Raw genomic sequence first — 19,358 nt, 5'->3', positions numbered from 1 at the left:
TCGCGGTGCGATCGGGTGCGTACGTCGCTGAATCGCTTGTGGTCAACCTTCATGTATTTGTCGTCCACAATTGACGGGAAAGTCATGCGATTCTATCGACGAAGCGCCATGCTGGTCGCTGCGATATACGCGATGGCCAGCGCCATGGGCGGGGTGGCCGCGCACGCCGACAGCGTTCTGCAGTCCGAAACCCGGCTCGTTCATGCGGCGGATCTCGGTCCGACGCCGCCGCCCGGTAAAGGCGAGAGCGACAGCAGGAGCACGCCGGGCGGCCAACTGGTCTGCGGACCGCCGTACGTGACCGGCGACCCGGACCTTGGGCCGGTCTTCCTGCCGCGGACCGGCTATCTCGGTGCGCTCCTGCGCGGCTACGTGCCGCTGGGCACTCTCAGCCCGCAGCATTTCCTGTCGCGCTACTGGGACTACACCACGAACGACTACCGCTACCCGCCCAACGCCGGATTCGCCCAGTCCGGCAATTACCCCAACGGCAGGCTGCTGGTCAAGACGACGATTCTGCAGATCGGCATGAGGCTCGACCGCTTCGGAGGATACGGGGGCGCATACCTGGCGCCGATGGGCGACCTGTTCATCAGGCGCGGGCTGCCGCCGCGCAACCTCAACACCAACGCGCAGGATCCCGAGCACCCATGTAATTACCACGCCTTCCGGGTCCTCAAGCCCTTCCGCGTCGATGTGGGCCCGGCCGCCCCCGCCTTCCAGCAGCCGGGCGGCGGCACGCAATACCACGTGCTCAGCAAGTACATTCCCGAGGCTCCGCAGACCAGCCAAGAAGTTCCGGTGAGCTGGCTGCTGGCGAACCAGTACCTGGAGGAGATCGCGCCGATCCCGCCGGCCGATCTCGTGGCCGGCAGCGAGTAGGACACAGGGCCTGGCAGCGGCGGCGCTCGCCTGCGGCGGGGTGCGAAGATCTCGCCGGCGGCGGGCGCCGAACCTCGCCCGACCGCTGAGACTGCCTCCCGAGCAGGGAAGCCCGCCTCGCCGTCGACCAGCCGGATCCTCTCCGCGCCAGCGAGGATCGCGGCCGGCTTGATTCGTCAGGTCCTTGCGGGCTTGATGTCGATCACGATCATCTTGTCGTGACGGAAGCTGTCGAGGTCGGCGGCGTTCCAGGTCTCGCCGGGCCTGATCTGGTGGAACCTGAAAGTCGCGTTGGTCTCATTGGCGTTCACGATGCAGCGCACGGCGTTGGGCGGGTCGAGGGCGTAGACCAGCCGGCTGAACTCCAGGGCGAACGCGACGCCGTTCATGAGAAGGATCCGCTGGTCATCGTCGCTGATCGTGGGTGCGCCATCCACGCTGACGATGTCGATCGGGACGTGGTCCTCCAGATGGAAGGAGCTGTCGGAGCACTCCCAGCCGGTGAGGTCGTGGAAGGAGGGGAAGCCTTCGGCATGTCCCGTCGAGGACGCCCAGGTGAGCACCTCGCCGCGGCGGACGATGCCTTCCGCCACGCGCTCGCGAAGGCCCGCGGCAAGGCCGCCCGGTGGCTCGACGCCCGCCAGCCCGCCCAATACCCGGAGCATGTCGGCTGCGGCGTCATTCATCGACAGGGACAGCATGCGTCCCATGATCGCAGCTCAGCTGTCCGCGGGGCGGTGGTCGGGGCCGGCCGCGCTCGTGGACGGCGCGCCGCTTCGCTGCTTCTAGGGCAGCGAAGCGGCCAGGCCGCGCAGGAAGGCCGCCGCGACGGGCGCGGCCACCTTGCCGCCACCGCCACCGCCTTCGACGACGACCGCGAAGGCCACGTCGCCCCGGTAGCCCATGAACCACGCGTGGGACGGAAGCTCGGGGCCGGAGCCGTACTCGGCGGTGCCGGTCTTGCCGCGCGTGCCCTCGGGCAGCCCCGCCGCCTTGGCGGTGCCCTTGGTGACCACGGCCGCCATCATCGACCGCAGGTCTTCGGCCACGTCGTCGGGCAGCTTCACCTCCGCCGCCTTCTGCTTCAGGCCGGACACCAGCGTCGGCGGGCGCCAGGTGCCGTCGGCCAGCGCGGCCGCGACCGAGGCCATGGTCAGCGGGCTGGCGGTGATCCTGGCCTGGCCGAAGGACGCGGCGGCGAGCTCGGCGTCGGACTGGGTCCTGGGGAAGCTGGCCTTGGCCGCGGGGACGCCGACGGCCAGCGGCTGGTTGAAGCCGACCATCTCGGCGGCCTTCAGCAGCTTGTCGGAGCCCAGCCGTTCGGCGGCCATCGGGGCGATGGTCGTGTTGCAGGAGTAGGCGAAGGAGTCGGAGAAGGTGAGCGAGCCGTACTCGGCGTGCTCGGAGTTGCGCACCTTCAGGCCGCCGATGGTGGCGTACTTGGGGCAGGTCACCCGCTGGGTAGGGGAGACGCCCTCGGCCAGCAGGCCGAGCGCGGTGACGGCCTTGAAGGTCGAGCCCGGCGGGTAGCGACCGTCGAGCGCCCGGTTGAAGCCGCCCCGGTTGTTGACGACGGCGAGGATCTCGCCCGTGGCGTGCCGTACGGCGACCAGGGACGTGGGCTTGGGCAGGTCGCGGACCGCGGTGACGGCCGCGGTCTGCACCCGCGGGTCGAGCGTGGTCTCCAGCGGGTTGCCCTTGCTGCCGTCGATCCTGCCGAGCACCTTGTCGCCGAGCATGATCTCGGTGGCGGGGGTGCCCGCCAGCCGCTTCTGGAAGTTCTCCTGCAGGCCGCCGCGGCCGATCGCGTCGCCGGCACGGTAGGAGGGGCCGAGCTTGGCGACGTCCTTGGCGGTGGCCTTGTCGAGGAAGCCGACCAGTTGCTGCACCGACCCGCCGACCTGGCCGGTGTCGATGCGCTCGCCCGAGGCGTCGGTGATGGCGCCGCGCCGCGGCCAGTCGGTCTTGAGCTTGAAGGCGGCGCCGCCCGTCAGCGACGGGTGGAGCGTGCTGGGCGACCAGGCGACCTTCCACGCGCGCTCGGCGACCTTGAGGTCGATCTGGCCGGTGTAGGACCACTCGCCGATGTGCCTGAGCGTGAGCGTGGCGGTGTAGGGGGCGGTGGCGGTGTCGTCGCCGTGGTCGACGACCCGGCCCACGGTGATCGCCATCCGCTCGACGTCGAGGCCCTTACGCTGCTGGTCGTAGGCGGCCAGCGACTGGGGCGCCACCAGCTCGGCCGTCATCTTCGGCGTGTCGCCCGCCTGCCAGGCCGCCGCGAAGCGCCGGGCGGTCTCCTCCGGCGAGCCGCGGGTGTGCAGCAGCCAGTAGGCACCGCCCGCGGCGGCCCCCACCGCCAGCACGGTGGCTCCCGACACGATCGCGATCGTCCGGCCACGCGCCACGAGTCACCCCCATGTCCTCGATCGGCTCACGAGCTTAGCGTCGGCCGATCACGACCGGCCAGCCTTCACGCTGGCGGCGTAGGTGGCCACGTACTCCTGGCCCGACAGCTTCTGGATCTCGGCCATGATCTCGTCGGTGACCCTGCGCCTGTCGCGGGCGTTCCTGTGGTCGCCCTCGAAGGTCAGCGGAGCGCCGATCTTGATGCCGATCCTGGTGAGGCGCGGCACCTTGGCTCCCGGCGGCATGACGTTCTCCGTGCCCGACAGCGCCACGGGCAGGACCGGCGCGCCCGTCTTCAGCGCCAGCCACGCCACGCCGATCTTGCCGCGGTACAGGCGGCCGTCGGGGGAGCGGGTGCCCTCGGGGTGGATGCCGAACAGTTCGCCCCGCTCGAGCAGGTCGGCCGCGCTGTCGAGCAGGGCCTGGGCGGCGGTGGCCGTCTCGCGGTCGGCCGGCAGGCTGCCGCCCAGGCGCATGAACCACTGCGAGACGGGATTGCCGCTGAAGTACTCGCTCTTGGCGGCGAAGGTCACGTGGCGGGGCAGGAGAGCGGGAAGCAGGAAGGAGTCGATGACCGCCAGGTGGTTGGCCGCCAGGATGGCGGGACCCTTGGCCGGGACGTGGTAGGCGCCGGAGATGTGCGGGCGCCACATCACGTGCGCCATCGGCGCGGCGACGAACTTCACCATCTGGTACAGCAACGGCTCTCCTGGGTCGTGGGACGGCGAAGCCCACCCTAGTGGGCCCGGCGCCGGCCCACGTCCCAACGCGGCACGGCGCCCCACCCGTGAGGGGTGGGGCGCCGTCTCCACGTTCAAGGCCGCTGTGGCGGTCGCCTCCTCGGCGAGATGCACAACACGGCTCCAGCCGAACGGTATTCCGTGAAGGCGGTAATTTGCGGCCCGGGGGACACAGACCACAGCGGCCTTGTCGACTCTAACGGACATCCGGCGGTCGCTATTCCATCCCGCCCCAAGACTGGGTCAGCACTTGCCTCACCGGACCCATGAGAAACGGCAAAAGCGCAGGTCACGGCGCTCTGGTCGGCTTTGGCGCAACGGGAAGGAAATCCGCACCGGGCCCGCCGGCGCCCCGGGTCGTGACAGCCGGCGATCCGCTCCACCGTCTGGGCACCAGGACGGCCTTCTCGTAGGGCGTCTGCCTCACCCGCGTACCGTGGTCGTCCGCAGATGCGGGTCGGCCGCGATCTCGGCTTCGGTGAAGCGCTCGCTGACCCACTGGCCGCGCGAGAACAGGACGGTCTGGTCGGTGTGGTGGGGCGAGTCCGGGTTGGTGGAGAGCGAATAGGTCAGGATGGTGCGGGTACGGGGCCCGGCGCGGGTGAGCTCGACGGCCATCATGAAGCTGGAACCGGTGTCCACCTCCGGGTAACGCCCGTCGGTGCCGAGCCGGCCGCGCATGCGTACCCTGTCGAAGCAGCCCTCCCCTTCCGTGCAGCCGGGAACCGGGATCGAGGAGTAGTGCTGCGCCTGGCCGGGGGTGAGAGCCAGGGGGATGCGGTTGGTCTGGAAGTAGAGCACGGCGTCGGCCAGGGCCTGCCGTACCACCGGGTCGTCGCGTTTGAGCCCCCGAGGGGTGGTCAGCGGATGCGCGGGATCGAACGGCACCCGCCAGGGGGTGAAAACGGGGTCCCCCGGCCTGGTGGGACGCTCCAGCCGAGCGAAGAATTCTCGCCACAGGACGGCCCCCTGGCCGTCCAGGGTGGCGCGCCCGTCCCAAGCACGCAGCGTCCGGCAGGCCTCGCGCACGTTCACCTGCCTGCCGGCGGACGTGGTCAGCTCGGGGTGGGCACGGCACAGCTGCAGCAGGTCCGAGCGCATGAGCTCGAAGGTGTGGTTGCGCTTGCCCTGCGCGGTGGCCTGGAGCGTTCGCAGGGTGAAGCCCGGATCGCCGAGCCCGTCGGTCCCGGACAGCCGCTGGGCGATCATGTCCAGGCTGACACGGGGGCGCGGCTCCAGCTCGGTACGCGCCTCGCCCCACACGCGCGGGTAGCCGGTCAGCGGCGCCGACGGGTTCGTCATCCAGGCGGTGTTGTTGGAGTTGGCCACGTAATCGGCGCGGGTCAGCTTCGGCTGGCTGCCCGGCCCGAAGATGCCCGGCACGACGGCGTCGCGATCCTTGCCCCACAGGCACGCGGAGGTCGAGCCGTCCAGGACGTACGCCTCCAGGCCCGGCATGGGCGAGGGCTTGGCGCAGCGGTCCGCCTGGGCGTCGGTGACGTGGGGGACGACCGAGGTGTCGGCGAAGAAGGCGGTCCCACCGGCGTCCGTGGCGAGCGTGTGGACGAACGGCATGCCCTGATGCGCGGTCTGGGCCGCGCGGAGCTGGGTGAGGTTCCTCGCCCTGGCCATCGCCAGCCACTCGTCGGCCGCCCGCAGGTTGGCGGCGTTGGCGTCGGCCAGCGCGTAGGCGACCTTGTCGGTCTGCCCGGCGGCCAGCACCGGGCCGTAGCGCGAGGTGTGGAGCGTGTGGGCCACCGTGGTGCCGTCCTGCAGGGTGACCTGCACCTCCTGGCGGCCCATCGGCTCGGCGTGGCCGTCCACCAGGTAGCTGGTGGGGTCCACGAGGTCGAGTTGGTAGAGGCTGAAGCGCTGGGCGTGGGAGACGGTGTGGGTCCAGGCCACAGCCGCGTTGTGGCCGATCTGGACGACCGGCGTGCCGTACAGGCTGGCGCCGGAGACGTCGAGAACGCCGGGGATGGTGAGGTGCACCTGGTAGAAGCGGCGGATGCCGTTCCACGGGAAGTGCGGGTCGGCCAGCAGCATGCCGTGGCCTTCGCGGGTGGCCCGGCGGCCGAGTGCCCAGGCGTTGCTGCCCGCGGCTGGCCGCCGCTGCGGCCCCTCGGCCACGGCTCCTCCGACGATGTGCTCCTTGAACTGGGAGCTGCTGACCATGCGACCGAGGTCGAGGAGGTTGTTCCAGATGTCGGTGGCGGTGATCCGGCCGACCCAGGCCTTGCCTCGGCAGGTGGGATCCGGCAGGTTCGCCACCCCGGTCTCCTCCAGGTAGCGGTTGTACCCGGCGGCGTAGCCGTCGACGAGCCGGCGCAGCTCGTCGCTCGGGCCCACCGGCGGCGGCTGGGCCAGCAGCCGCCGCACGACGCCTGAGTCGGCGACGCTCTTGTAGTAGACGTCGCTGACCAGGTTGGCGACCGGGCGGACCGGGTCGTCGGACTCCGCCTGGGGGCCGAAGTGCCTGGATCGCTCGCCCCGCAGCGTCACCACCCAGGAGGCCAGCACGCACAGGTTGTCCTGCGCGAAGGCGTAGCCGTACCCGAATCCGAGCCCGCCATAGTCCTTGGCGGACACGTGCGGGAGACCGTACTCGGTGCGCCGGATCTGCGCGGAGTAGCGGGCGTCCGCCGCGCTGGTGGGCACTGCCACCACGACCGCGGCGATCAGGGACAGCGCGATCAACCCTGCCAGTCTCAGCATGAGCGTCATGGGACTCCTATTCGAAACGCGCGTTGTCGGGCGCGGTCATGCGCCTGAGCAGCGGGATGGCCGTGAGGATCACCAGGAGGGACGCGGCCAGGCCGCCGCCGACGGCCGCGAAGTAGACCGGCCCGGGCATCGCCAGGGACGCGCCCTTCATCGCGAGTTGGTCGATGACCGGTTCGGCCACGCCGAAACCGGCTCCGGCGGCGAGCACGGCGGCCAGCACGAGCGGCACCGCCGACTCCAGCAGCACCACCGTGGCCAGGGTGCGCGTGGGCGTGCCGGCCAGCCGCAGCAGGGTGAACGGCTGCCTGCGCTCCACCAGGCCGCCGCCGACCGCCACCACGAGGCTGCAGCCGCCGGCGACCAGGGTGAGGGCGACCATGACCAGGGCCACGTTTTCCGCTCGGATGTACAGGTCCGCTCTGGCCTGGGCGATCTCGGCGAAGGTCATCGGCGCCTCGGCGGTGTAGTCCGCCAGCAGGGTGCGCAGCCGCTCCAGCGTCGCCGCGTCACCCGTGCCGATCATGACAGCCTCCAGCTCGAGCCCGGCTGCGGAGGTGGACTCGCTGGCCGGCCCCGCCAGCGGAAGGAGCTTGTCGACGGTGAGGGGGTTGTCGGCGCCGACGATGCGGGCGAAGTTGCCCATCACGGCCTGCGCACCCACGGGGCAGCGACCGAGCATGGGGAAGCGTGCCAGGCTCGAGCACTCGACGACGGATGTCGCGGGTGGCGGGCCGTCCAACGGCGGGCGGATGGTCCCCAGGTCCGCCCTGGCGTAGATCGGCAGCACGTCCGCGCCGGGATGGGCGCGCAGCCGGGCGAGCAGGTCCGCCGACGCCCGTGAGGACAGGCCGGGGACGCCCGGCCGGGAGAGCGAGGCGCCCAGGACGTTGTTGAGCGCGCCGCCTGCCACGGCCTGCTGGCCCGCGACCACCGCCGGTACCAGGGCCGCGATCGTCGTCCCGATGAACACCGCCAGCACCAGCCCGCTGACCGACCTGAACGCGGCCTTCGGGTCGGCGGCCAGACGCTGCGCGGCCAGCAGCGTCGCCGCGCCGCGGGTCAGCCGGGCCGTCAGGCGCGCGGCCAGCATCGTCAGCCACGGCCCGGCCAGCACCAGCCCGACCATGATGAGCGCGATCCCGGCGTCGGCCCACAGGGCATCGGGTTTGCCGTTGGTGAACGCCGGCCCCGCGAAGAGCCCCAGGCCGGCCAGAAGCGGGACCACCCGCCAGGCCCGCGGCGGTGGCGGGGCGGCTTTCCTTGCCACACCGAGCGGCGAGATCCGCACCCGGCGCAGCGACCACAGAGCGGCGCCGGCCGCGACGAGCGGCACGCAGGCCAGCACGGTCACGTACTGCCAGGGGCTCGGGACGGCCGTCTCGGGGAAGAAGCGCGAACCGGTGATCCGCACGCCGGCCACGGCCGGCCGTACCAGATGGAAGAGCGCGACGCCGGCCAGCGCGCCGAGCAGCGCGCCCACCGCGGCGTCGACCGCGGCGAGGACGTTGACCTGCCGGGAGGTCGCGCCGACCAGCCTGATCGCCGCGAAGCGGGTCTCGCGGCGGGCGGCTGCCAGCCGGGTGGCGGTGCCCACCAGCACCAGCAGCGGGACGATCAGCCCGATCGCGGCGATACCGAACCCGAACCGGTAGACGTCCGCGCTCCCATCGGCCGCAGGGTCGGTGGCGACCGCGTCGACCTGCCGGGTGCCGGTCATGGCGGCGACCTGCTGCGGCGTCCGCCCCACCACGATGGCCAGCTCGTCGGGCCCGGACAGCCCGGCCTGGCCGATCAGGCCCGCCCGCGTGCCGGGGAAGCGGCCGGCGAGCTGCTCGCGCGGCGCCGAGTCCATCAGCCTGGCCAGCGCGGGCGAGGCGTAGTACTGGCCGGGCAGGGGCATGCGGAACAGCCCGGGGATGACCGGCGCCCGGGCGCCGAGCGCCGCCGCGTCCAGCCTCTTGATCGTCTGGCCCGCGTAGTAGTCCTCGCGGAGGTTCCACAGCGCGCCGTCGGCGGTGGCGTCCAGGACCCAGCCGCTGGGCGGCGTGCCGCGCGTGCACTCCCAGCAGGGGCGGTCGTTGGTGGCCTGGAAGGCGTTGAAGAGCGACAGCGTGGCCAGCAGCACGGCCACGCCGACCGCCACCCCTGCCACGATCAGCGCCAGCCGGGCCGCCGTCTCCCTGCCGCTGCGCAGCGACAGCCGCAGGCCCAGGAGGATCATCGGACGACCCCGCCGGCGTACGGGTCGGTCACCCTGCCGTCGCGCACGATGATCTCCCGGTCGGCGCAGGCGGCGACCCGGACGTCGTGCGTCACCACGATCACGGTGGTGCCCTCCTCGCGGGCCAGGCCCACCAGCAGGTCCATCACGTGCTCGCCGGTGAGCGAGTCGAGCGCACCGGTCGGCTCGTCGGCGAAGACGACCCTCGGCCGCGTCACCAGCGCCCTGGCGATGGCCACCCGCTGTGTCTGCCCGCCCGACAGCTCCCCGGTGCGCCGGCCGCCCAGGCCCGCCAGCTCCAGCCGCTCCAGCCAGGAGACGGCCCGCGCGTAGGCCTCCTTGCGTCTGGTACGGCCGAGCAGCAGCGGCAGCGCCACGTTGTCGGCCACGGTCAGCTCGGGCACGAGCTGACCGAACTGGAAGACGAAACCGAAGGCGGTGCGCCGCAGCTCGCTGCGGCGGCCGTCGTCCAGCGTGTCGAGCCGCCGCCCGTCGAACCACACCTCGCCGCTGTCCGGTGTGAAGATCCCGGCGAGTAGGTGCAGCAGCGTCGACTTGCCGGAACCGCTGGGCCCCATGATGGCCAGGACCTCACCCGCGGTCACCGAAAGGCCGGCCTCCACCAGCGCGGCCGTGTTGCCGTAGGAGCGGCTGACCTTCTCGGCCCGCAGCAGTGCGTTGACGATCATCGGCCGCGCACCGTCTCCGCCAGCGCTCCCAGCCGGGCCTGGGTGACATCGATCCACCGCAGGTCGGCCTCCAGACGGAACAGGGCGTGGTCGGCGAGAAGCACGTCGATCAGCGCGCCTTCGCGCCTGATCTCGGTCAGCTCCCGCATGCGTCGCAGGTGAGCCGCGCGCTGGGCATCCAGGTAACCCGCCGCGTCGCGGTCCAGCATCAGCGCCAGCACGACCTTGGTGAACAGCACGGTCTGCAGGTACGGCTCAGCCGCGACCGGCTCGGCCAGCCACGACTCGACCTCGCTCCTGCCGATCGGGGTGATGGCGTAGCGCTTGCGGTCCGGTCCGTCGCCCGGCTCGCTCTGCCCGGCGGTGACCTTGCCGTCCCGGGCCAGGCGGGCGAGCGTGGAGTACACCTGGCCGAACGGCAGCGGCTTGCCCCTGCCGAAGTAGGTGTCGTAGTCGTGTTTCAGGTCGTATCCGTGGCTCGGCTCCCGCTCAAGGAGACCGAGCAGCGCAAGAGGGACGCTCATGGCCGCCGACTATACACTGAGGGTATATCTGCGGTGCATAAGCGCATCTGCGCTGTTGATCTGTAAGACGGCCCGGTTCGGCTCTGGGCGGCCTGCCCTGCTCGGCGCGTTCAGCGGCGGCGGCTTCCGCCCTGGGATCTCACCCGTGCGACCGCAGGTGGTCGATGCACCGGCCGAGCAGGGCGATGAGCGTCTGCCGCTCCTCCTCGCTGAACGCGGCGGCCAGCTCGCGTTCGACCCGCACGGCGCGGGGGTCGGCCTCGGCCAGCACCCTCTCGCCCTTCTCGGTGAGCCGGGTCTCCAGGATGTTCTTGTGCCACGCGTGCGGGGTGCGCTCGATGAGTCCGTTGTCCTGGAGGTTCCTGAGCACGGTGTTCATGGTGGGCGCGGTGACCGCGCAGGCCCGTGCCAGCGCCGCGGCGGAGATGCCGGGGTTGTCGGACAGGTGAAGCAGCGCCGCGTACTGCGGCACCGTCAGGCCGGCCCCCTTGAGCGCGGCGTGCTTGGCCGCGATGAGCGCCTGTTCGGCGCGCTTGAGATGGCTGCCGAGGCGCTCGGGAACCGGCATCGAGGTCATCTTCGCATGGTAGCGGCCCTGTGTATTCGCCTGTTGACGAGCATTAGAACTCTAATTATCGTGTGTATTCATCCAAACGATAGAGAGCTATCAATCTGAGGAGCAGTCGCATGCCCCCCTTCCGTCAGGCCGTCGCGGCCGCGGCCCTCGCCCTCCTGACCTGCGCGGCCCCCGCGCAGGCCGGTACGGCCGGCGCCGCCGTACCCGCCCACGCCGCGGCGCACGCGCGGATCTCCCCCGCCTACGAGCTGCCCGGCGAGCGGGTCTACCCCGAGGGAATCGCCGCCGACCCCCGCACCGGAGACCTCTACGCCGGCTCGTACACCGACGGCACGATCTTCAAGATGACGCCAGGCCGGCGCACCGCCACGATCTTCCTGCCGGCGGGCGCGGACGGGCGCGACACCGCCAACGGGCTGAAGGTGGACCGCCTCGGCCGCCTGTGGGTGACCGACTCCACGACGGGCGTGTCCGTCTACGACACCCGCAGCCGCCGCCTGCTGGCCGCCTTCACGGTCGAGGGGCGCGAGCCCCGCTTCGTCAACGACGTCGCGATCGCCCCCGACGGCACCGCCTATCTCACCGACAGCGTCCGCGCGGTGGTCTATCGCGTCACGCCCGCCCAGGTGGCCGCGGCCGACGGCAGGTCGGGGAAGCTCGAGCCCCGCTTCGACCTCAAGGACGCGCTGGCACCGCACGAGCCGGGCGCCTACACGCTCAACGGCATCGTCGCCGACCCCTCCGGGCGCTTCCTGCTGACCGCGGACATGGCCGGAGGCCACCTCTACCGACTCGATCTCGCCTCGGGCGCGATCGGCAGGGCCGCCCTGAACGGAGGGGACATGAGGTACGCCGACGGGCTGGACCTGCGGAACGGCACGCTCTGGGTGGCCCACAACGTCACCTGCACCGTCAGCCGGTGGCACGTCGCCGCCGACGGCACGTCCGCCCGTCTGGAGCGGCGGGTGACCGACGACGCGCTGCAGTTCCCGACCACGCTGGTGCGCAGCAGGGGAACGCTCTACGTGGTCCGCTCCCAGTTCGACAAGGGTGGTCCGCTCGGCGAGGGGACGCCGCAGCGGCCCTTCACCATCGCCGCCGTGCGCGGCCTGTGAGATCCCCGCGGCCGGGCGCGGCGCGGCGGCCAGGGACCTCGAAGGCGGCGCGCCACCGTCAGGGGAGGGGGCGGGCCTGCGGCAGCCGGAGCCGGTCGACGGCCTCGCGGCGGGTGTTCTCGGGCCGCCGGTCGTAGCGCGCGGTGGTGGCGGGGGAGGAGTGGCCCACCAGCGCCTGCGCGGTGGCCAGGTCCACCCCCGCGTCGAGCAGCTCGCCGATGAACGTCCTGCGGAAGTCGTGCGCGGTCCGCCTGCCGGCTCCCGCCTCGCCGAGCCGCCGCGCCAGGATGTCGGCGATGCCCTGTCCGGTCAGCGCCACCGGCCGCTCGTCCCGCGTGCGCAGCCGTCCTGACCGGCTGATCGGGCAGAACAGCGCCCCCGCCGCCCGCCCGCGGACGGCCAGCCACCGCTCCAGCAGGCCGATCGCGTCGCCCGTCAGGTAGACCAGCCGCTCCTTGTCGCGCTTGCCGCGCACCCGCAGCGAGCGGGCGGCCGGCTCGTAGTCGGCCAGCGTGAGCCCGGCGATCTCGGCCCGCCGGCAGCCGGTGGAGTACAGGGCGGCGATGAGCGCGGCGTCGCGCCGCCCGGCGGGCGCGTCGTCGCAGGCCGCCAGCGCCGCTCCCACCACCTCCGGCGGCACGTGCTGGCCGGCGGGCAGCCGCGTGTGCGTGACGGGAGCCAGGTCGGCGGCCCTGGCGTAGTCCTCGGCGCTGGTCTGCCCGAGCCGCCAGGCCTCCTTCAGCACCCGCCGCAGCGCCACCAGGTGCTTGTTGACGTAGGCGGGCGACCAGCCCTGCTCGGTGAGCACGGTCCTGATCCGCACGGTGTGCTCGTAGCGCAGCAGGTGCCACGGCATCCCGGCGCCCGTCACCGCCTCGTCGCCCGTCAGCACCCGCGCGATGCGGTCGAGGCAGCCCCGCATCGTCCTCCTCGACTCGGCGCTGGCCAGGGAGTCGAGGTAGACGTGGTAGGGGTCGCCCGCCGGCCGTACGGCAGGGGCGGGCGGCCGCGGGCCATCGGTGACTACGGCGGGCACGTCCATCGGCCCGATCTTAGAGGGTGCGGTTCCCGGAGGGCGCGCTCGCGCGGGCTCAGGCGTCGCCGGTCGGGGGCGTCACCCCCAGGCCCGCGAGCGACTCGGTGAGCGCCAGGTTGGCCGAGTAGTCGACGGGGACGGCGATCACCGACACGCCGTCGCCGTCCAGCGCCTCGCGCAGCGTCGGCAGCAGCTCGGCGGCCGAACGCACCCGGTAGCCCCTGGCCCCGAAGCTCTCGGCGTACTTCACGAAGTCGGGGTTGCCGAAGGCGATGTTGGAGCTGCGGCCCAGCTCGAGGCCCATCTTCCAGTCGATGAGCCCGTAGGCGTCGTCCTCCCAGATGAGCACCGTGATCGGCACGCGCTCGCGCACGGCGGTCTCCAGCTCCTGGGAGTTCATCAGGAACGCGCCGTCACCCGTGGCGGCCAGCACCCTGCGCGAGGGGAAGGCGAGCTTGGCCGCGATCGCGCCGGGCACCGCGAACCCCATGGACGACAGCCCGTTGGAGACCAGCATCGTGTTGGGCTCGTAGGTGGGGTACATGCGCGACATCCACATCTTCACCGCGCCCGTGTCGGCCAGCACGATGTCATCGCGTCCCATCGCCTGCCGGATGTCGGCGACGATCCGGCGCGGCGTGAGCGGGAAGCCGTCCTCCTGCCGCCCCTGCTCGAACTCCTCCCTGACCAGCCGGCGCACCTTCTCCACCGTCGGACTGGGCGTGAAGCGGCGGTGCACCGCCTCGCCGAGGGCGTGCAGCGACCTGGAGATGTCGCCCTGGATGCCGACCGCGACCGGGTAGTGGTCGTCGACCTCGGCGGGGAACTGGTGGATGTGAATGATCTTCTTCGACCGGTCGGGGTTGATCTTCACCGGGTCGAACTCCTGGAGCTCGTAGCCCACGCTGATCAGCACGTCGGCCTCGTCGAAGGCGAAGTTCACGTGGTCGTGGCGCATGAAGCCGAACGCCCCCAGCGCGTGCCGGTGATCGTCGGGGAAGACGCCCTTGCCGTTGAAGGTGGTCGCCACCGGCAGGCCGAGCCGTTCGGAGAAGCGGACGAGCGCGTCGCGGGCGCCGGCCCTGGTGGCGCCGTGGCCGGCCAGGATCACCGGGCGGGCGGCCGTGGCCAGCAGGTCGGCGGCGCGGGCGATCTGCGCGGCCGACGGGTCCACCGGGCGCACCACGTTCACCGGCAGCGGCCCGACCCCGTCGGGGACCTCCGCCTTCTCCACGTCCTCAGGGATCGCCAGGTACACCGCTCCGGGCCGCTCGGTCTGCGCGGTCTTGAACGCCTTGCGCACCATCTCGGGAACGGCGGCGGCGGTCGGCACCAGCTCCGACCACTTGGTGATCGGCCTGAACAGCGACACCAGGTCCACGATCTGGTGCGACTCCTTGTAGATGCGGTCCAGGCCCACCTGCGCGGACACGGCGACCACGGGAGTGCTGTTGGTGGTGGCGTCGGCGACGCCCAACTGGAGGTTGATCGCACCGGGGCCGAGCGTCGCCGAGGCGACTCCGGCCTTGCCCGTCAGCCTGCCGTAGATCTCCGCCATGAAGGCCGCGCCCTGCTCGTGGCGGACCAGGACGTAGCGGATCGAAGAATCGTTCAACGCGTCGACGAAATGGATGTTTTCCTCACCCGGGATGCCGAAGACGTACCGCACGCCCTCCGCCTCCAGCGCCCGGACCAGCAACCTGGCGGCAGTGCTTGTCATGGTCTCTGCAGCAATGCCGATCCTCGGTAAATTTCCTGGTATGGCGCAACTGTCCGCTCTCGACGCGCAGTTCCTCAACTTCGAGACCGCCACGAACGTGGCCAACATCGCGGGACTGGCCGTCCTCGACGGTCCCCTCCTCAGACGCGACCTGCAGGACCTGCTCACGCAGCGGCTCCCGCACGTGGCGGCGATGCGGCGCAAGCTGGCGCCGGTGCCGTTCGGTCTCGACCACCCCTACTGGGTGCACGAGGACGACCTCGACCTCGACTACCACGTCAGGGAGATCGGGCTGCCCCCGCCGGGTGACGACAGGCAGCTGGCCGAGCAGGTCTCCCGCCTGCACGCCCGCAGGCTCGACCGCAACCGCCCGCTGTGGGAGATCTACCTGATCCACGGCCTGGCCGGCGGCCGTACGGGCCTCTACACCAAGATCCATCACGCGGCGGTCGACGGCGTGGGCGGCGCGGACGTGCTGGCCGTCCTGCTCGACCTCACCCCCGTCCCGGCGCCGCCGCCCGAGGTCGAGCCCGAGCCTGACGAGCCGGCGCCGAGCCCCCTCGAGATGGTCGGCAGGGCGCTGACCAGGCTGGCCGCCAACCCCGCGCAGGCGGTGAAGTTCGCCGCCCGGGCGGTGCCGCACCTGGACGAGATCCCCGTCGTGTCGAAGGTGCCCGGCGTGGAGCTGGTCTCGGGCCTGGCACGCACGCTCGCGGGCACCGGAGACGCGCCGGCCCTGCCCGCCCTGCCCGCGCCGCGCACCCCGTTCAGCGGCCCGATCTCCGCGCACCGGCGCGTCGCGTTCGTGTCGCTGCCGCTGGAGGAGATCAAGGAGGTGCGCAAGGCGTTCGGCGTGACGGTCAACGACGTGGTGATGGCGGTGTGCGCCGGCGGGCTGCGCGCGTGGCTGGCCGCGCACGGCGGGGTCCCCGACCGGCCGCTGGTGGCGGGCGTGCCGTTCTCGGTGCACGAGCGCGGCCCCGGCAACCAGGTGACGATCATGACCGCGCCGCTGGCCGTCCATGTCGAGGATCCCGTGGCGCGGCTGGAACAGGTCCAGGCGGCGATGGACCGGATCAAGGAGCGCTTCTCCCTGTCCCCGGCGCGCTGGCTGAGGGAGTTCAGCGAGTCCATGCCCGCCGCCCTCATGGGCCTGGCCGCCCGCTCGGCCTTCCAGCTCGTCGGGCACACCGCGCCGCCGATCAACGTGACGATCTCCAACGTGCCGGGGCCGCAGTTCCCCCTGTACGTGTGCGGGGCCAGGCTGCTGACCTTCTATCCCGTCTCGGTGATCACCGACGTGAGCGGGGGCGTCAACATCACCTGCTTCTCCTACGACGGCGTCCTGAACATCGGCGTGGTCACCGACCGCGACATGATCCCCGACGCCTGGGAGATCACCGACAGTCTCAGGGACGCGCTCGCCGAATTGAGGAACGAGGTCTTCCGCAAGAGGCCCTAGCGTCGCCGGTATGAAGCTGACGCGCAGGACACTCAACCGCACCGCCCTCGACCGCCAGCTCCTGCTGCGCCGCGCGCACACGACGCCGCTCGAGGCGGTCCGCCGGCTCGTGGCGGTGCAGGGACAGGAGATCGACGCCCCCTACTTCGGCCTGTGGTCACGCCTGGCCGGCTTCACCCAGGACGACCTGTCCGGCCTGCTGTACGGCCGGCAGGTCGTGCGCGGCTCGCTGCTGCGCGGCACCCAGCACCTGACCGCCGCCGCCGACTACCTGTGGCTGCGCCCGCTCATGCAGGCCACGCTCTCCCGCACCCGCCAGGCCGCCTTCGGCAAGGCCACCGGCGGCGTCGACCTGGAGGAGCTGGCCGCCCTGGCCAGGGAACTGCTCACCGGCCGGACCCTGACCCGCCCCCAGCTGCGCGACCTGCTGGCCGCCCGCTGGCCCGAGGTGCAGCCACTGGCCCTCGGCTGGTCGGCCCAGGCGCTGCTGCCCCTGGTGCACACCCCGCCCAACGGCATCTGGGGCACGGGCGGCGCCACGCCGTTCACGCTCGCCGAGGAGTGGATCGGCGCCCCCCTGGCCGCCGAGCTGGCGGTGGAGCGGATGATCGAGCGGTACCTGGCCGCGTTCGGACCGGCCGGCGTGAAGGACATCCAGGTCTGGTCGGGGCTGACCAGGCTGCGCGAGGTCGTCGAGCGGATGCCGCTGCGCCGCCACACCGACGAGAACGGCCGCCCCCTCTATGACCTGCCCGAGGCCGAGCTGGTCCCCGAGGACGCCCCGGCCCCCGTACGGTTCCTGCCCTGGTTCGACAACCTGGTCCTCGCCTACGACGACCGCACCCGCATGATGACCGACGAGCACCGCAAGGCGGTGTGCGTCGGCGCGGTCACCAACCCCGTCATCCTGGTCGACGGGTTCGTCGCGGGCATGTGGTGGCTGACCGGCGAGGGCCTGGAGATCAGGCCCTTCCGCGAGCTGCCCGCCGCGGTCATGGCCGAGGTCATGGCCGAGGCCGACCGGATGCTCGCTTTCGCGGGACGGCCGGAGGCGGAGATCAGGGTCACCGCGGAGGGCGCCGTCGCGCGCTAGGAGGCCGCCTCGGCCGTGAGGCGCAGCAGGAGCAGGGCGACGTCGTCGCTGCGCCGGTTGGCGCCGCGCGCGCCGCCCATCAGGATGTCGGCCAGTTCGGTCAGCGGCAGGTCGCCGGAACGCCCGAGCTCGGCGCCGAGAGCGGCCAGGCCGTGGTCGAGGTCGAGCCCCGGCACCTCGATCAGGCCGTCGGTGTAGAGCGACAGGAGACTGCCGTCCTCCAGGGCGATCTCGGTGCACGGGAACTCCGCCTCGTGGTCGACGCCCAGCAGGAGCCCTCCCGGCACGTGGATCACCTCCACGCGGCCGTCGGGATGCCGGAGGAGAGGTTCGGGGTGACCGGCGCGGGCCAGGCGCGCCACCCGGAGCCGCAGGTCGAGATGGACGTAGGCGCAACTGGCGAACAGGCCGGGGTCGAGGTCGGTGAGCAACTGGTTGGTGCGGGTCATGACCTCGCCCGGATCGGCGCCGGCCGCGGCGTAGGCGCGCACCGCGGTGCGGAGCTGGCCCATGAGGGCGGCGGCGGTGACGTTGTGCCCCTGCACGTCGCCGATGACGGCCGCGGCGGCGTCGCCGGGCAGGCGGATGACGTCGTAGAAGTCGCCCCCGATGTCCATGCCCTCGGTGCCGGGCAGGTAGCGGGCGGCCGCGGCCAGCCCTGGCACGTGGGGGAGGGCGTGCGGCAGCAGGGCCTGCTGCAGGCCGTGGGCCAGCTCCACCTTGGCGTCGTACAGCCGGGCGCGCTCCAGCGCCTGGGCGATCAGGCCGCCCAGCGAGGTGAGGACGGCGCGCTCCTCGATGGTGAAGCGGTGGGGCTCCCTGAAGGCGAGCACGCAGGTGCCGATGGGCCGGCCGGAGGCGATCAGCGGCATGAGCGCCCAGGCGGCCATGCCGTCGTCCGGCGCGACGGCCATCGGGTAGACCCGGTACAGCGCCTCGTGCGACTCGAAGAAGTTGGGCACCCCGGTGACCATCGCGCGCACGCTCGGGGTGGGCGCGGTCTGGGACAGCCTGCCGTACTGCTCGATGATGTGCGGCGGGAACCCCCGGTGGCCGACGACCCGCACCCGTCCGTCCTCGGCCGTCAGCAGGGCCACCGCCTGGGCGCCGAACGCGGGCATGATCTGGTCGGCGACCAGGTCCAGCACGTCCTGCACCCCGGCGGCCTGCGTCAGCCTGCTCGCCAGATGGAGGATGTGGTAGATCGCTCCAGCCCGGGCGGGCAGCGCCACGTCGATCGGCTGCGTGGCGGCCGGGACGGCCTGCGCCTCCGCAGGCGCCGGGGTGATGCGCGCGGTGATGCCGGAGATCGAGGGATACAGGTCGAAGGCCAGCCACCGGTCCGGCGGACGCAGCGCCACGAACGAGGACGGCCGCTGGCTGATCATCGCCCGGCGGTAGTGGTCCTCGTAGACCGGATCGTCCAGCCACGGCAGCACGACCCAGGGCCGGGCGCCGATCAGCCGCAGCGGCGACTCGCCGAGCAGGGCGGCCCCCTTCGGGCTGACGTAGGTGACGCGGCCGTTGACGTCCAGGGTGCACAGTCCCTCGGGCAGCCGGGCCACCATCGCCCCGAGCGCGACGGCCGGGTCGGCGCGCGCCGCGTCGAGCGAGCCGGTGCCACGTTCCAGGGAGGGGCCGCCGCCGGTGGTGACCGTCTCCAGCCGGCGGGCCAGCGTGTCCGCGGCGGCCGTGAGCCGGTCGCGCATGTGTGCCGGTGGTGGCGGATAGGAGCCCGACCAGACGATGAACATCGCCCCCCAGTCGCCCGCCGAGGTCGACAGCGGGAGGGCGGCCAGGGAGTAGTCGTAGGGGAGGGCCACGGCGATCGACGGATAGCAGCGCACCATGTCGCGGGCGCTGCCCACCCACACCAGGCGCCGCTCTCGCAGCGCGTCGGCCACCGGGACCGGTGCGGACCGGCTCACCCGCTCCCACGGCTGGACGAACTCCCGGGGCAGCCCCAGCATCACCCGTAGTTCCAGCACCTGGCCGTCGGGAGACAGACGGTAGACCGCGCCGGTGTGGGCGCCGATCGTCTCCAGCATCTCGGTCAGGCCCCTGGCCATCAGGTCGTGGTCGTCGTGGCCGTCGTGGCCCTGTCCGTCGTCGAAGGCGTCGACAGCGTCGGAAGGGGGGAACCGTCCCACCAAAGTCACCACCCCCGAG

At 72.2% G+C, this 19,358-nt stretch carries 15 protein-coding genes; 4 read left to right on the top strand and 11 right to left on the bottom strand.

Annotation, left to right across the window (positions count from 1 at the left end; genetic code table 11):
- Positions 1-132: 132 nt before the first annotated feature.
- Positions 133-882 (top strand): TNT domain-containing protein, encoded by a 750-nt coding sequence (locus ACWDLG_RS36995; protein ID WP_449929063.1) that lies wholly within the window; start codon positions 133-135, stop codon positions 880-882.
- A 176-nt stretch (positions 883-1,058) separates the two neighbouring features.
- On the opposite strand, the gene ACWDLG_RS36990 is transcribed toward ACWDLG_RS36995, so the two are convergent.
- From ACWDLG_RS36990 to ACWDLG_RS36955, 8 genes are all read right to left on the bottom strand, one after another.
- Positions 1,059-1,592, bottom strand: coding sequence for a hypothetical protein (locus ACWDLG_RS36990; RefSeq protein WP_449929061.1), 534 nt, complete (start codon positions 1,590-1,592; stop codon positions 1,059-1,061).
- Positions 1,593-1,667: 75 nt separating this feature from the next.
- Positions 1,668-3,260 (bottom strand): penicillin-binding transpeptidase domain-containing protein, encoded by a 1,593-nt coding sequence (locus ACWDLG_RS36985; RefSeq protein ID WP_449929059.1) that lies wholly within the window; start codon positions 3,258-3,260, stop codon positions 1,668-1,670.
- Positions 3,261-3,335: 75 nt separating this feature from the next.
- The gene (locus ACWDLG_RS36980; RefSeq protein ID WP_449929057.1) at positions 3,336-3,989 is read right to left on the bottom strand and encodes a lysophospholipid acyltransferase family protein; all 654 of its coding nucleotides are present in this window, start codon (positions 3,987-3,989) and stop codon (positions 3,336-3,338) included.
- Between the two features lie 462 nt (positions 3,990-4,451).
- The gene (locus ACWDLG_RS36975; protein WP_449929055.1) at positions 4,452-6,743 is read right to left on the bottom strand and encodes a penicillin acylase family protein; all 2,292 of its coding nucleotides are present in this window, start codon (positions 6,741-6,743) and stop codon (positions 4,452-4,454) included.
- A 16-nt stretch (positions 6,744-6,759) separates the two neighbouring features.
- A complete protein-coding gene (locus tag ACWDLG_RS36970) occupies positions 6,760-8,973 on the bottom strand; it encodes an FtsX-like permease family protein (RefSeq protein WP_449929053.1) in 2,214 nt (737 codons plus the stop codon).
- Entirely contained in the window at positions 8,970-9,662 is a 693-nt protein-coding gene (locus ACWDLG_RS36965; RefSeq protein WP_449929051.1) for an ABC transporter ATP-binding protein, read from the bottom strand. The genes ACWDLG_RS36970 and ACWDLG_RS36965 overlap by 4 nt, the downstream gene beginning before the upstream one ends.
- Positions 9,659-10,186 (bottom strand): PadR family transcriptional regulator, encoded by a 528-nt coding sequence (locus tag ACWDLG_RS36960; RefSeq protein WP_449929049.1) that lies wholly within the window; start codon positions 10,184-10,186, stop codon positions 9,659-9,661. The genes ACWDLG_RS36965 and ACWDLG_RS36960 overlap by 4 nt, the downstream gene beginning before the upstream one ends.
- Before the next feature lie 139 nt (positions 10,187-10,325).
- A complete protein-coding gene (locus tag ACWDLG_RS36955; protein WP_354916148.1) occupies positions 10,326-10,763 on the bottom strand; it encodes a MarR family winged helix-turn-helix transcriptional regulator in 438 nt (145 codons plus the stop codon).
- A 110-nt stretch (positions 10,764-10,873) separates the two neighbouring features.
- Here ACWDLG_RS36955 and ACWDLG_RS36950 point away from each other — a divergent pair, with 110 nt between their 5' ends.
- Positions 10,874-11,878, top strand: a complete 1,005-nt coding sequence (locus ACWDLG_RS36950) for an SMP-30/gluconolactonase/LRE family protein (protein ID WP_449929047.1) — start codon at positions 10,874-10,876, stop codon at positions 11,876-11,878.
- Positions 11,879-11,936: 58 nt separating this feature from the next.
- Here ACWDLG_RS36950 and ACWDLG_RS36945 read toward each other — a convergent pair whose 3' ends face one another.
- Complete coding sequence (locus ACWDLG_RS36945; protein ID WP_449929045.1) at positions 11,937-12,920, bottom strand: tyrosine-type recombinase/integrase; 984 nt, start codon at positions 12,918-12,920, stop codon at positions 11,937-11,939.
- Between the two features lie 49 nt (positions 12,921-12,969).
- Positions 12,970-14,634, bottom strand: a complete 1,665-nt coding sequence (locus ACWDLG_RS36940; RefSeq protein WP_449929043.1) for an acetolactate synthase large subunit — start codon at positions 14,632-14,634, stop codon at positions 12,970-12,972.
- A gap of 40 nt (positions 14,635-14,674) precedes the next feature.
- Here ACWDLG_RS36940 and ACWDLG_RS36935 point away from each other — a divergent pair, with 40 nt between their 5' ends.
- Together ACWDLG_RS36935 and ACWDLG_RS36930 are read left to right on the top strand one after the other, a co-directional pair.
- The gene (locus tag ACWDLG_RS36935) at positions 14,675-16,096 is read left to right on the top strand and encodes a WS/DGAT/MGAT family O-acyltransferase (RefSeq protein WP_449929041.1); all 1,422 of its coding nucleotides are present in this window, start codon (positions 14,675-14,677) and stop codon (positions 16,094-16,096) included.
- A gap of 10 nt (positions 16,097-16,106) precedes the next feature.
- The gene (locus ACWDLG_RS36930) at positions 16,107-17,189 is read left to right on the top strand and encodes a winged helix DNA-binding domain-containing protein (RefSeq protein WP_449929039.1); all 1,083 of its coding nucleotides are present in this window, start codon (positions 16,107-16,109) and stop codon (positions 17,187-17,189) included.
- Here ACWDLG_RS36930 and ACWDLG_RS36925 read toward each other — a convergent pair.
- The gene (locus tag ACWDLG_RS36925; protein ID WP_449929037.1) at positions 17,186-19,339 is read right to left on the bottom strand and encodes a SpoIIE family protein phosphatase; all 2,154 of its coding nucleotides are present in this window, start codon (positions 19,337-19,339) and stop codon (positions 17,186-17,188) included. The two genes, ACWDLG_RS36930 and ACWDLG_RS36925, sit on opposite strands and share 4 nt — an antisense overlap.
- Positions 19,340-19,358: the final 19 nt, after the last annotated feature.

Source organism: Nonomuraea sp. NPDC003727 (genome assembly GCF_053586935.1).
This window is presented reverse-complemented; position numbering and strand designations above follow the sequence as displayed.